This is a genomic window from Pseudoalteromonas sp. PAST1 (assembly GCF_021532515.1).
In the GTDB taxonomy this organism is placed as follows: Bacteria; Pseudomonadota; Gammaproteobacteria; order Enterobacterales; family Alteromonadaceae; genus Pseudoalteromonas; species Pseudoalteromonas simplex.
The window spans coordinates 109,351-123,373 of record NZ_JAKGBH010000010.1 but is presented as its reverse complement, the minus strand read 5'-3'; the positions used below and the strand labels follow the sequence as shown (position 1 = coordinate 123,373).

The window sequence follows — 14,023 nt, the reverse complement described above, 5'->3', positions numbered from 1 at the left end:
CACTCGCCGTGACCTTTACCGATGCTGATGGTATCAGCCATACCGTGACAGTCACCACTGATGCTTCAGGCAATTGGAGCGCCGAAGCAGGGCAAGCCTTAGCTGATGGCAACTACACAGTCAGTGCTAGTATCAGTGATGCAGCAGGTAATAACAGCAGTGCCAGTGACAGTGGTGAAGTCGACACTATAGCGCCAGACATTCGTGTGATCCCTTCATTTTTACTGGGTAATTTGGTTGGCTTGTCTGGGACTTCAGACTTACCAGAAGGAAGTGTTATCACGATCACTGAGCACCTTGTCGGTGGATTAATTGGATTAACATACACTGCCATTACAGATGCGAATGGAGATTGGACTTTAGCGAATATTACTGTGCCACTGCTTAATTTAGCTTATGTAACAGCAAGTGGAACAGATGCAGCAGGTAACACTGCAACGGTGAGCACCCTTGATTTTGATAATGTAGCACCTGAACTAACAGTGTCTGTTGCCGCACTTACTAATGACACAACACCAACTATCTCGGGTACAACGGATATGGGTCAAGGAACGGTTATTAATGTGACTGTTCAAGACGCTAATGGAGATTCGCAAAGCTTTACTGCAACTGTGCAAAGCGATCAAACTTGGTCTGTTGATGTACCAGCAGAACTTGCTGATGGCACATTCACAGTAACAGCATCGGTTCGAGACCAGGTGGGTAATTTAACAACTGAACAAACAACAGGTGTACTGGATAGTATAGCACCAACTTTAAGCGTAAATGCTATTGGTGGCACAGCTGAAGCTCGACCAACTATCTCGGGTAGTAGTAATGAGATAGGTGGTTCAGTGGTTGTTGAAATAGCGGGTCAAACTCTGACTACGACGGTTGATACAGATGGCACATGGCAGCTTGTAGTACCTGTCGACATCGTTGATGGTAGTTACACGATTACGGCTAGCATAACGGATGATGCAAACAACACGCAAACTGCAACAGCATCAATAACAGTTGATACAGTTACGCCTGTTGTATTGCTTGACGTATTGGGAATTGGAAACTCAAGTTTGCCAGTTATTTCAGGTACATCAACAGAATCGCCGGGAACTCAAGTATCTGTCACGATTACAGACAGCAATAGTGATACCCAAACACTGACTGCGACAGTGTTGGGAGATGGAACATGGCAAGTTACACCAGCCGCGTTACCTGATGGAAACTATACTGTAACAGCGTCAATAACGGATGTTGCGGGTAATATTGGCAGTGATACTGAATCTGGTTCTATAGATACACTTGCTCCTTCGCTCACTATTAATAGCTTAGGAACGACAAATGATTCTACACCTACAATTAGCGGTACAAGTAATGAACCTGCAGGTAGCATAGTCTCTTTGAGTGTTTCTAACGGTGGGAATATTTATTCATTATCAGCTACAGTGCAAATTGATGGTACTTGGTCAGTTGATGTTGTTACACCACTTGACGATGGTTCAGTTACTATTACTGCAAGCATCACTGATGCTGCAAATAACACGACGACTGCCACAGACAATGCAACATTAGACACTAATGCACCAACAGTATCTATTGGCACGTTGGCAATTACAAATGATACAACCCCCATCATCTCAGGTACCAGTGATGCAGTAGACGGCACACAAGTTACAATAAATGTTGAAGATGCACTTGGAAATACACAAACAATAACTACAACGGTAACGGGTGGTATTTGGAGTGTTGAGCTTGCTACTGTACTCAGTGAAGGACAATACACGGTAGATGCAAGTGTAACTGAAAATGGTTTAACTGGAACAGCATCAAAGGTTGGTGAGATAGATCTCACGGCGCCATCAATCTTGGTTAATGCACCAGCAATTACAAATGATACTACACCGACAATTAGTGGTACCAGTGATGCACCTCAGGGCACCGTTGTCACGTTAGTTGTGTCTGATAGTTTAGGTAATGATGTTACTGCTTCTGCTATTGTTAATGCATCAGGTAATTGGTCTGTGGCATTACCTTCCTCAATAGCTGAAGGAGCATACACTGTTGAAGCCAGTATCTCTGATGCTGCAGGTAATAGCGCAACCACTTCGGTGTCTGGCATTATAGATATCACTGCGCCTGATGTTGTTATAGACACGATTGCTGTTGCAACCGATTTAACACCGCTCGCTTCTGGCAGTGCAACAGGAGCAGTCGCTGGTAATCGAGTGGTTGTCACCTTCGTTGATGCAGCAGGTGTTAGTCATAGTGTTGAAACAACGCTTGATTCAAGCCTTAACTGGGAAGTTGAAGCAACCCAAGCGCTTGCCGAAGGACAGTATACGGTAACCGCTGTTGTGACTGATACTGCTGGGAATGATGGTTCAGTAAGTACAACGTCTGCGGTTGATACTACGGCACCGATTGTGAGCATTGATCAAAGCAGTTTAATACTCACAAACGACTCAACCCCTGTTATCAGCGGCACATCTGATGCTGCAAATAGTACAGTAGTAATTGTGTTCACTGCCGCAGGCGGTTTACAACATACAGTTACTACCACAACCGATGCGAGTGGCAATTGGCAAGTTGAAGCAGGTCAAGCGTTAGCTGATGGAGTGTACTCGGTCACTGCAAGCATCACAGATACCGCAGGTAATACAGGAACTGATAGTAAAACGGGCGGAGAAGTTGACACTGTGGCTCCAGAGTTATCAATCACGCCGTCATTCTTATTAGGTAACTTGGTATCGCTTTCTGGTACTTCAGATTTGCCTGAAGGAAGTGTTATTACCATTACAAACTACCTAATTGGAGGTGGCATAGGAGTTCCTTACACAGCCACCGTTGACGCTAATGGTGATTGGCAAGTGCTTAATTTGTCAGTCTCTTTATTAACTCTCGCATATGTTGAGGCCTCTGCGACAGATGCTGCTGGTAATACAACCACTATATCGAGTATTGATTATAGTAATGACCCTAGCTTAGATGCTTTTGATGTTACTAACTATAATCCAGGTATATTAGGTTTACTCTTACCTTTCGCCGAAGGCACTGCTGAGCCGGGAACTGAGGTTTATGCCATTGGCTCTAACTTAATCGGCCTTAATTTACTCAATATTATCGACGCTTCAGTTCTTAGTTCTTCGCCAAGCACCACAACTGATAGCGACGGTGACTGGAGCATAGGGCTTTCTTTTCTTGATTTAGGGAATGAATATTACTTTGCTATTGTTGATACTGAAACTGGTGAGTATATCGTCAAGAACACCTCTAACGATTTAGTCGGTACAGGTGTGATTGAATCAGAGCCTGATAGCGGCATCATATCTCTTGGAGAAGAACCTGTTTTAGCAGGCTTAGATAACTCTGAAGAGCCACCAGAAAATGAAAGTTCAACTTCAGGCGCTGAGCAGCTCGGTGAAAGTATTGATTTAAGCGTGATATTAGCTAAAGCGGATACGGAACCGACATTGCACTCTAACTCTGCTCCGCTTGAAGTAACAATCGATGATGTTTTAAGTGACTCTGAACAAAGTGAGGTACTGGCATTGAATATCGATAGCGAACAGCAAAGTTTAGCTTTTGATCCTAATGACTCAATAAGTTCACAACCTGCAAGTGATATTCAGAGTGAATCAGAGGACATGATTAAGAAACTAATCGAAGATGGAAATAAATCTGTAGATATTTAATCAATAAAAGAAAAGCGCTGAAATGCGCTTTTCTTACAGTACCTTGCTTAATTGAGTGATATCGTGGATTGGTATAATTCTGCAAACATTAAAAAACGCGATAACTAACTTAGTTATCGCGTTTTTTTAAAAGAATAATATTTGGGTTTAGGCTTTCAAATTGTGGACGATTTTTTTATCGCCTTGAATTACGCTGCCGCCTTGGTCGTAGGTCATCGATGAAGGCGCACCGATTAGAATGTCTTTAAGTTGTTTAACACTTAACTGTGCTTGGTGAGCCGCATGGGCGTTTACATCGTTTTTCTTTTTGCAGCTTGCTAGGAGAGTGTTAACTTGCTTAATAAGTGCACTCACGTCATCATCTTGCGATTCGTTGTGCGCGACAAGCTTTTGCACTTCTTTATCTATGGTTTGGATTTGTTGGAGCAAAGAAATTTTTTGTTGGGAAATACTCTTTAATCCTTCGCCACGTTTTGCAGCAATGGCTGTCAATTCATCATCTAACAACGCAGCAATAGACTCCAAGCACGAAACTTGCTGTGTTAGTTTGCTGGCTATTAAATGATTATGATCAGCCATAGACATCAAACTCGAATGCAGCGATGTTCTTTGCTAGCTTTTCAGCATCAATTTGGTATTTACCTTCGCTGATCGCTTTTTTCAGCTCAGCCACTTTATTGCTATCAAAACCAGAAGACTGCTCTGCTTTTTCTTGCAATGATTTAAGCTGCTTTGCCTGAGGTGTTAAACTGACAGAATCTGCACTTGCTTTAGGTGCGGCTGATTTAGCAGCAGCTGCATTAGCATTATCTTTTTGTAAATCAAGCTTTTTTTGCTTGGTATTTGTCAACACAGAAGGCTGTTGTTGACCATTATTGACATTGCTTACCATAATTTTTGACCTATACATTACCCAACTTATGCCTTTATATCGGCGGGCACAGCGGATACTTTAGCATAAATAGTTAAAATTAAATATTTACCTGTACAGACTCGACTCCATCCACACGCGCATTTAATACTTTACCTGATTTTTTATTTTTTACACGTACTAATTCGTCTAACGTGCCATCTTCTAGCGCAATTCCGGTGGTTTTGATCCTTAAGCCCCGTAACGAAGCATAGATAGTTACGTTATCGCCTTTGCAAACCATGCAAACTTGGCTCATAACAATAGGTGTACCACCGCGTAAATTTCGCTTACTGCGACTGCCAATAAGTATAGACTCATCTTGTACGTATTGCGTTCTAACAAATTGCTTAGGTTTCATTTCTAGGCGTAAATGTTCGGCACGAATAACTTCACCTCGAGTAAGACTCGTTGTAACAACAACGACTGGCTCAAGTTCTATAATTCTAACGTGAACGTATTGGGTCCAACTATTTATGTCTTGGCACTTAAGTTGTACCGTGACCTGCCGATTAAAAGGAGGCTCTGTTGGTAACTCTTTGTTTAATGGCGACTCACATAACCTATCAGGAATGCGACTATCCAGAGGCAAAGCGCTTATCTGTGGTGTTGTGTTCAAGTCAGGCATGTGTTCACTCACAAAATCAACAGCGATCTGTTGAAGTTGCTCGTTGTTATAGACTTCTGCTTGTAGTTGTGTTGCAAACAACAGGCTAGAAAGAAAATAAAAAACACTGTATCTTCGGCTTTTTTTTAACAAACTCATATTGTTTCGACTATGCTTATTGTTGAAAACAAGGTATAAATATTTTGCGTCAAAAAACAGACGCTTCGTAACCTTATGTAGCTTTAACACAAAGAAGGCAATTATTGTTCCAGCTCTGATTGTTTATCTTTAGGAGATTGAAATGGCAGGCATTTTAGACTCAGTTAACCAGCGAACTCAGTTGGTTGGGCAAAACCGCCTTGAATTACTATTATTCAAACTCAGAGGGCGTCAGCGCTTTGGTATTAACGTGTTTAAAGTAAGAGAGGTTTTGCAATGCCCGCCACTTACGAACATGCCAAAATCAAATGCCTATATTCGCGGTGTTGCGCATATTCGTGGACAAACTATTTCTGTTATTGACTTATCAATGGCTGTCGGTGGTCCTGCAATTGAAAACATAAAAGACAGCTTTATCATCATTGCCGAATACAACCGTTCAGTACAAGGGTTTTTGGTTGGTGGTGTAGAACGTATCGTAAATATGAACTGGGAAAAAATAATGCCACCACCTTCGGGAGCTGGACGTTATTCTTACCTAACAGCAGTCACAGAAATAGAAAACGAACTGGTTGAGATTTTGGATGTTGAAAAGATCCTAAATGAAATCTGCCCAGTGAACACTGAAGTTAGCGCAGATGTTGTTGGTGAAGGTGAGTTCCAGAAAGATTTAGGTGAAAGAATCGTCTTTATTGCTGATGACTCTGCTGTCGCGAGAAATCAAGTAAAACGAGCGCTTGAGCCACTTGGTGTACAAACTGAGCTTGCTAAAAATGGCAAAGAGGCCTTACTAAGACTAAGAGAAATAGCTCAACTTGATTGCCAGAACGATATTACTGAGCGAGTTGGCTTATTAATTTCAGATGTTGAAATGCCAGAAATGGATGGCTATACCTTAACCGCCGAGATAAAGGCCGATCCAAAATTATCACCTTTGCATGTGATCTTACATACTTCTTTAAGTGGTGTATTCAACCAAGCAATGATTGAGAAAGTGGGAGCTGACGATTTTATTGCTAAATTTAACCCAGATGAACTAGCGACTGCTGTAAAAAAATGGGTTCATTGTGATTAATAGTTTATAGGTGGTATTACTTTGGAAAATAAGCATTTACAACAAAGCGAATACGATCAATTTCGCTCTTTTTTAGAGCAACAATGCGGCATTGTGCTTGGCGATAATAAACTTTATTTAGTTAAAAGCCGTCTCGCTCCACTTATGGCGCGTTTTAATGTCGAGTCTTTATCGCAGTTGGTAAGTAAAACACTGAGTCCTCATGAGAGGCAGCTTCGTGCCGCTGTGGTTGATGCAATGACAACCAATGAAACGCTTTGGTTTCGTGACCAGTATCCGTTTGAGTTATTGAAAACGAAATTATTTCCTGAGCTTAAAGATGTGCGTAGACCATTAAAAATATGGTCAGCGGCAAGTTCATCAGGACAAGAGCCGTATTCAATTGCCATGTCGGTTGCCGAGTTTCAGTCAAAAAACCCTGGTGTATTAAAGATGGGGGCGCAAATAATCGGCACTGATATCTCTAATACCATGCTTGATATGTGCAAAAACGCTGAGTATGACTCGCTGGCGCTTGCGCGTGGTTTGTCGATGGAACGCCGTCAAAAGTTCTTTAAAGACAGCGGCAATGGAATGGCTCAAGTCATTGACCCTATACGTAAAATGGTCAGCTTTAGACACCTTAACTTACTGGATTCATACGCTTTAATGGGCAAGTTCGACATTATATTTTGCCGTAACGTGCTCATTTACTTCTCACCAGAGGTAAAAGCTAAAATTATCTCGCAATTTGCTCAAGCCCTAAACCCTAAAGGTTACCTCTTTTTAGGTGCGTCAGAATCAATGGCGGGCTTAAGTGATAGCTTTGAGATGGTTCGTTGTAATCCAGGCATCATCTACCAGAAAAAGTAAACCTTTCTTAGCAACCTAGCTCTTAGGTTGCTAAATTTATCTATTATTCAATATCTTAGGTGAATAAAATATCCCCTTCATTATTGGCTTAGCTTTTGCATTAATCACTCTAGAGTCAATTTTTTGGAGATGGTTATGGCTATCAGTTTTGATAAAGCATTTGGTGTTCACCCCCATGCAATGTTGATCCGTTCACAACGCGCTGAGTTATTAGCGACCAATATCGCTAATGCTGATACGCCGGGCTATAAAGCGAAAGACATTGATTTTGCCTCGGCATTAAAAGCGGCAAAAAGCAACCAACAAGGCGGCAATAGCATGGTAAGAACCGATGCTAAACATATTGCCGGAGGCAGTCGTTTTGTTGGCGGTGCAGAAATGTTTCGTACGCCAAATCAAGCAGATACAGGCGATGGTAACTCTGTAGATATACAAGTGGAACGAAACTTGTATGTACAGAACTCATTAGAGTATCAGGCAAGCCTGCAATTTATGAGTAGTAAAATTAAAGGCCTTAAAAAAGCCCTCGGTAGTCAAGGAGCTTAATCATGAGTTTATATAATGTTTTTGATATTTCAGGCACGGGTATGAGTGCACAAAATGTGCGCTTAAATACCACAGCGAGTAATATTTCGAATGCAAACACGATTAGCTCTAGCCAAGACCAGACATACCGAGCGCGCCATCCTGTTTTTGCTGCAGAGTTGACCAAAGCGTCAGCATCGCAAAGCAATCCTCAGGGCTCTTCTGTAGGCGTTAAAGTTTTAGGTATTGTAGAGAGCGATAAGCCGCTACAAATTGAATATAACCCGAATCACCCAAGTGCGGATGAAAATGGTTATATCTACAAACCTAACGTTAATGTTGTAGAAGAAATGGCAAATATGATTTCTGCCTCTCGCTCTTACCAAACAAATGTGCAAGTTGCTGATGCAGCTAAGCAAATGTTAAGTAAAACACTGTTGTTAGGACAACGGTAATCGAGGATAAGTTATGAGTAACGACATCAGCTCTGCATCATCATCCTATATGGATAGCTTGCGTTGGAATCAAAGCAATACGCAAACAACTGAGGAAGACAACAACACACTTTCTCAGGAAGATTTCTTTTCGTTGTTAACACAGCAGTTGTCGTTCCAGGATCCGAGTAACCCTGCTGATAACGATCAAATGATCGCGCAGATGACGAACTTTACTATGGCTGAAGGTATTTCAAACTTAAACGAGAAGTTTGACTCACTGACTGCATCAATGACATCAAATTCTGCGTTACAGGCTTCCACTTTGGTTGGTAAGCAAGCGTTATTAGAGTCTGACACCATTGACTTTGACGGTGAAAACCTTGCTAAAGGGTCGGTGGTTGCTGAGACAGCCGTTGAATCTTTAACGCTAAGAATAACAGATTCTTCAGGTCAGTTAGTACGAACCATTGAATTAGGTTCTCAGTCTGCGGGCGCACTGCGTTTTGAGTGGGATGGTAAAGATAACGATGGCAATGTGCTCCCTGAAGGCGAGTATGACATCAGTGCTGAAGGCTTTGTAAATGGAGACTACAGCAGTATGCCTATGGCGACCTTTAAGAATATTGAAAGTGTCAATATTAATGGCGCAAGCGGCATTATCGTAAATACAAAAGAGGGTGCGGTTAGGCTAACTGATATAGCTGAAATCGCATAAGTATAAAAGGTTTGGGTTAGCTTTGGCTAAGAGATAGGTTAGAGGTGAGTTATGAGCTTCAATATTGCATTAACAGGCTTAGCAGCCGCACAAAAAGATTTAGACGTAACAGCAAATAATATTGCTAACGTTAACACTACGGGCTTTAAAGAGTCTCGTGCAGAGTTCGCTGATGTATACGCATCATCAGTATTTAGTTCTGGTAAAACAAAAAATGGTGACGGTGTAAGAACAACAATGGTGGCACAACAATTCCACCAAGGTTCACTCTCTTTCACAAATAACTCACTTGATTTAGCAATTACTGGTGAAGGTTATTTCGCAATGGCGAATGACTTAGGTGCACAAGATTTTACTTACACGCGTGCTGGTGCGTTCAAACTTAATAAAGATAACTTTATTGTGGATGCGAGCGGTAATTACTTACAAGGTTTCCCTGTTGATGAAGCAACCGGTGACACAACCTCTGTAAGCTTAAGTACATCTTCTGCGCTACAAATTCCAGATGCATCAGGTTCACCACGTGCAACCACGAATGTTTATTCGTCATTTAACCTTGATTCACGTGCCTCTGCGCCAACTGTGACACCATTCGATCCAGAAACAAGTGCAACTTATAACAGCTCTACATCGACAACGGTGTATGACTCATTAGGTGAACCGCATATTCTACAGTTCTTCTTTGTGAAAACTGATTCTACAGTGACTGGTAATGAAAATGAGTGGGAAGTATACGCTACATTAGATGAAAAGCCATTTGATGCAACAGGTGTTGAGCAAACCACAACACCTTATACACCATTATCAACTTTTCAGTTTGATGCCAGTGGCTTACCACAAAGTACAGATGGTACAGCGAATACTGATACAACATTTAATCCATTAACGTTACCGAGTGGTTTAGGTGCTGCGACAGGCCTTTCTGATTTACTTTCGAATGGTGCAAGTTTCCCTGATGATGTGACTATTAACTGGCGTGATGAAGCGGCAACAGCAAATAAAGTTCCAACTCAATACGCAAGTAACTTTGAAGTAAAAGCATTAGAGCAAGATGGTGCGACTGTAGGTCGTCTATCAGGAATTGATATCGGTTCTGACGGTAAAATTGTTGCGTCATACAGTAATGGAGATACGTCGTTCCTAGGTCAAGTTGCTATGGTGCGCTTCTCTAATTCTCAGGGCTTGCAACAAGTTGGTGATACATCTTGGAAGAAGAGTTTAACGTCAGGTGAGCCGATTGCGGGTGAACCAGGTTCAGGTACTCTAGGTTCAATTAACTCATCAGCGCTTGAGCAATCAAACGTTAACTTAACCAATGAACTTGTTGACTTAATTAGTGCTCAGCGTAACTTCCAAGCAAATTCACGTGCGCTTGAGGTTAACTCAACACTACAACAGAACATCCTACAGATCCGTTAATCTTAACGGTTCTAAGCTTAATCCGACACGAAGGCTGCTTCCTCTATTGGCAGCCTTTTTTCATTCTTACTATTCATTTTTCTCTTCTATTTTAGCGTCAATTTTACTTTGGCACTTTTATTGCATTTCCTAATTATCGTATTTTTAGTGAGTCAATGTTATGGACAAAATGGTCTACATTGCCATGTCGGGTGCTAAGCAAAGTTTGCGAGGTCTTGAGCTCAAGGCCAACAATCTTGCTAATGCTAACACCACTGGCTTTAAAGCTGATTTTGCACAAGCTCGCTCTATGCAAGCCTTCGGTGAAGGTCTGCCATCTAGGGTGTTTGCAATGCAAGAACGCCCAGGATCTAATATGGAATCGGGTGGTTTTGTTGAAACTGGCCGTGAGCTTGATATCGCGATGAGCGACCGTGGTTGGTTGAGCGTACAAGATGCATCCGGCAATGAGGCGTACACCAAAACTGGCACTTTAAACATTACTCCAGATGGCGCATTGATCACGAGCCATGGCCGTCAAGTAATTGGCGAAGGTGGTCCAATCATTTTGCCATTGCCTATTGAAAAAGTTGAGTTTAGTGAAGATGGCGCTATTCAGGTTCGCCCGCAAGGTGCTCCTGCTAACTTTTTGGAAGTGGTTGATCGCTTAAAAGTGATTGAGGCTGATAACACTCAGCTTGAAAAAGGCAATGACGGTTTATTTCGACCAAAAGAAGACATGTTGGTCAATGACCTTTGTGGTTTTTGTGACATTTCACCAAACGTAAAAGTATTGTCGGGAACGCTTGAAATGTCGAACGTAAACCCAGTGCATGAAATGGTCGATATGATCAGCAATCAACGCCAATTTGAATTACAAGTTAAATTGATGAAAACAGCCGAAGAGCTCGATGAGCGTCAAGATCAGCTGTTACGCATTGTTTAAGATGACTGAGAGGGTAGAGTTATGAATCCTGCATTATGGATCAGTAAAACCGGGCTTGACGCCCAGCAAACCGATATTTCGGTGATCTCAAATAATCTCGCGAATGCCAGCACGGTAGGCTACAAAAAAAGCCGCGCCGTATTTGAAGATTTACTATATCAAAACATTAACCAGCCAGGTGGCCGCTCGTCGCAAGACACTGAAATGCCGTCAGGCTTAATGCTTGGTGCCGGTGCCAAAGTGGTTGCTAACCAAAAGAACTTTTCACAAGGTAATATGCTTACCACTGAAAATTCATTGGACTGGATGATCTCAGGCCCAGGTTTTTTTGAAGTGCAATTACCAGATGGCAATATTGCCTATTCACGTAATGGTCAATTCACGACTGACGAAGATGGTCGCATTGTAACTTCCGGCGCGGGTTTTCCATTACAGCCAGAAATGAACGTACCGGACGATGCACAATCAATTACTGTTTCACAAGACGGTGAAGTATCAGTGCGTATTTCAGGTCAAGCAGAGAACGTGGTCATCGGTCAGCTCACCATTAGTGATTTTATTAATCCATCGGGTCTTGAGCCTATGGGGCAAAACTTATACACAGAAACCGCTGTGAGTGGCGCACCTGTGCAAGGTAATCCTGGTATCGATGGTTTAGGCACTGTGGTTCAAGGTTCCCTTGAAACCTCTAACGTGAATGTAACGGAAGAGCTTGTTAACTTGATTGAAACGCAACGAATTTATGAAATGAATTCAAAAGTGATTTCAGCGGTTGATGAAATGCTTAGTTACATCAATCAGCAACTTTAATGGGTAGGAGGCAGCATGCGTAATATTATCTTAGTCACATCAGCAGCATTGATGCTGGGTGGTTGTATGACAACGCAAAATCATCATGTGGTTCAGGATGACCCTTACTATGCGCCTATGTATCCGGAACCAAGTACTGAACAAGTGGTACCAACAGGTTCGTTGTTTGATAGTTATTCGGCAAATGACTTGTACTCAGATAAAAAGGCATTACGCGCCGGCGATATCATCACTGTTAAATTGCAAGAGTCTACCCAAGCCACTAAAGCGGCAAAAACTGAAACCGACAAAGAAACAGATGCTAGTTTAGACCCTGTTATTGGGCTTGGCGGAAACCCGGTTAACATTGGTGGCGACAGCATTCAGTTTGGTATTGGCTCAGGGGCATCGTTTAAAGGCGATTCAAAGTCTAACCAATCAAATAGCTTATTTGGTGATATTTCTGTCAATGTGATGCGTGTTTTACCGAATGGGAACTTGGTTATTCGTGGTGAAAAATGGCTCACTTTGAATACTGGTGAAGAATTTATTCGCCTAGAAGGTTTAGTTCGTCCTGAAGATGTGCAAGCAGATAACACAGTAACTTCCAATCGTATTGCTAATGCGCGAATTCAATACTCAGGTAAAGGGCAAATTCAAGAAACGCAAAGTGCAGGTTGGCTGTCTCGTTTCTTTAGTAGTTCGCTTTTCCCATTTTAGAGGAATAAAGTCATGAATGGGTTTAAATACATCATCGCTCTTTGCTTAATTAGCCTGCAGTTTTCTGCACAGGCTGAGCGAGTCAAAGATGTATCTATGGTTGAGGGCGTACGCTCTAACCAATTAGTGGGTTATGGATTGGTTGTTGGTTTGCCTGGCACAGGCGAACAAAGCCGATTTACTCAACAAAGCTTTAAAGCCATGTTAAATGGTTTTGGTATCACCTTACCAGATAGCTTAAAACCTAAGATTAAAAATGTTGCCGCTGTGGCTGTGCATGCAGAGTTACCGGCATTCAGAAAGCCTGGTCAAACCATTGATATTACGGTTTCGTCTATTGGTAGTGCGGGTAGTTTACGTGGTGGTACCTTATTACAAACCTTTTTAAAAGGGGTTGATGGCAATACCTATGCTATTGCACAAGGTAGCTTAGTTGTAGGTGGTTTAGGTGCGGAAGGGGCTGATGGTAGCCGTGTAATTATTAATACACCCACAGTGGGTCGTATTCCAAACGGTGCCATTGTAGAGCGTGCTATTAAGAGCCCGTTTATGCAAGGTGACTACATTACCTTTAATTTAAATCGCCCAGATTTCACAACAGCAAAGCGCCTAGAGCAAACGATTAATGATTTGGTGGGGCCTGACAGTGCTCAGGCAATTGATGCAGCGTCAGTGCGAGTGTTAGCACCGCGAGATGCATCTCAACGTGTTGCGTATTTATCTACCCTTGAAAACTTAGAGTTTAAGCCTGCAGACACAGCAGCAAAAATTATTGTTAACTCGCGCACAGGTACAATTGTGATTGGCAAAAATGTGAAGCTACAGCCTGCGGCAATAACTCATGGTGGTTTAACGGTTACGATTGCTGAGCAGCAAAATGTGTCACAGCCAAATGCTTTAAGTGATGGTGAAACTACCGTTACCAATCAAAGTATTATTGATGTGAACGAAGATGATTCACGTGCTTTTGTATTTAATCCAGGTGTTAATCTTGATGATCTCGTACGCGCAATCAATGAGGTCGGGGCCGCACCGGGTGATTTAATGGCAATCCTTGAAGCTTTAAAAGAAGCGGGGGCGATAAACGGGCAACTGGTTATCATTTAAATTAAAACGCGCTTTCGAGCGCGTTTTTTGTTTCTATAACCTTTAATCCTTCAGTGTATAAACATCAGCCAAAATCTTGGCCCTGAAGTTACTCCATTCCTGTATCAGTTAT

Annotated in this window: 14 protein-coding genes; 11 read left to right on the top strand and 3 right to left on the bottom strand. The window is 42.1% G+C overall.

Features of this window, described 5'->3' with window-relative positions; genetic code table 11:
* Positions 1-3,671 (top strand): beta strand repeat-containing protein (locus tag L1272_RS07240; protein ID WP_235373075.1); only part of this gene is annotated, 3,671 nt, incomplete at its 5' end.
* A gap of 147 nt (positions 3,672-3,818) precedes the next feature.
* Here L1272_RS07240 and flgN read toward each other — a convergent pair.
* From flgN to flgA, 3 genes are all read right to left on the bottom strand, one after another.
* Positions 3,819-4,250 carry a flagellar protein FlgN gene (gene flgN / locus L1272_RS07235; protein ID WP_235373074.1) on the bottom strand — a complete coding sequence of 144 codons (432 nt, stop codon included), beginning with the start codon at positions 4,248-4,250 and terminating at the stop codon, positions 3,819-3,821.
* Positions 4,243-4,563, bottom strand: coding sequence for a flagellar biosynthesis anti-sigma factor FlgM (gene flgM, locus L1272_RS07230; RefSeq protein WP_054553314.1), 321 nt, complete (start codon positions 4,561-4,563; stop codon positions 4,243-4,245). Before flgM ends, flgN begins: the two co-directional genes overlap by 8 nt.
* Positions 4,564-4,642: 79 nt before the next feature.
* On the bottom strand, positions 4,643-5,347 hold the full coding sequence (flgA, locus tag L1272_RS07225; RefSeq protein WP_054553313.1) for a flagellar basal body P-ring formation chaperone FlgA: 705 nt from the start codon (positions 5,345-5,347) through the stop codon (positions 4,643-4,645).
* A gap of 142 nt (positions 5,348-5,489) precedes the next feature.
* Between flgA and L1272_RS07220 the strand changes: the two genes are divergently transcribed.
* The 10 genes from L1272_RS07220 to L1272_RS07175 all read left to right on the top strand — a co-directional run bounded on the left by L1272_RS07220 (position 5,490) and on the right by L1272_RS07175 (position 13,911).
* Positions 5,490-6,422 carry a chemotaxis protein gene (locus L1272_RS07220; protein WP_054553312.1) on the top strand — a complete coding sequence of 311 codons (933 nt, stop codon included), beginning with the start codon at positions 5,490-5,492 and terminating at the stop codon, positions 6,420-6,422.
* Between the two features lie 21 nt (positions 6,423-6,443).
* Positions 6,444-7,274: a CheR family methyltransferase gene (locus tag L1272_RS07215; RefSeq protein WP_054553311.1), complete on the top strand. Its 831-nt coding sequence runs from the start codon at positions 6,444-6,446 to the stop codon at positions 7,272-7,274.
* A 135-nt stretch (positions 7,275-7,409) separates the two neighbouring features.
* Positions 7,410-7,820 carry a flagellar basal body rod protein FlgB gene (flgB, locus tag L1272_RS07210; protein ID WP_054553310.1) on the top strand — a complete coding sequence of 137 codons (411 nt, stop codon included), beginning with the start codon at positions 7,410-7,412 and terminating at the stop codon, positions 7,818-7,820.
* Positions 7,821-7,822: 2 nt separating this feature from the next.
* Entirely contained in the window at positions 7,823-8,254 is a 432-nt protein-coding gene (gene flgC / locus L1272_RS07205) for a flagellar basal body rod protein FlgC (RefSeq protein WP_036970207.1), read from the top strand.
* Positions 8,255-8,267: 13 nt separating this feature from the next.
* Complete coding sequence (locus L1272_RS07200) at positions 8,268-8,951, top strand: flagellar hook assembly protein FlgD (RefSeq protein WP_054553309.1); 684 nt, start codon at positions 8,268-8,270, stop codon at positions 8,949-8,951.
* Positions 8,952-9,002: 51 nt separating this feature from the next.
* The gene (gene flgE / locus L1272_RS07195; RefSeq protein WP_054553308.1) at positions 9,003-10,370 is read left to right on the top strand and encodes a flagellar hook protein FlgE; all 1,368 of its coding nucleotides are present in this window, start codon (positions 9,003-9,005) and stop codon (positions 10,368-10,370) included.
* A 160-nt stretch (positions 10,371-10,530) separates the two neighbouring features.
* The gene (locus tag L1272_RS07190) at positions 10,531-11,295 is read left to right on the top strand and encodes a flagellar basal body rod protein FlgF (protein ID WP_054553307.1); all 765 of its coding nucleotides are present in this window, start codon (positions 10,531-10,533) and stop codon (positions 11,293-11,295) included.
* A gap of 21 nt (positions 11,296-11,316) precedes the next feature.
* Positions 11,317-12,105, top strand: coding sequence for a flagellar basal-body rod protein FlgG (gene flgG / locus L1272_RS07185; RefSeq protein WP_054553306.1), 789 nt, complete (start codon positions 11,317-11,319; stop codon positions 12,103-12,105).
* A gap of 15 nt (positions 12,106-12,120) precedes the next feature.
* On the top strand, positions 12,121-12,804 hold the full coding sequence (flgH, locus tag L1272_RS07180; protein WP_054553305.1) for a flagellar basal body L-ring protein FlgH: 684 nt from the start codon (positions 12,121-12,123) through the stop codon (positions 12,802-12,804).
* A gap of 12 nt (positions 12,805-12,816) precedes the next feature.
* Positions 12,817-13,911: a flagellar basal body P-ring protein FlgI gene (locus L1272_RS07175; RefSeq protein WP_054553304.1), complete on the top strand. Its 1,095-nt coding sequence runs from the start codon at positions 12,817-12,819 to the stop codon at positions 13,909-13,911.
* Positions 13,912-14,023: the final 112 nt, after the last annotated feature.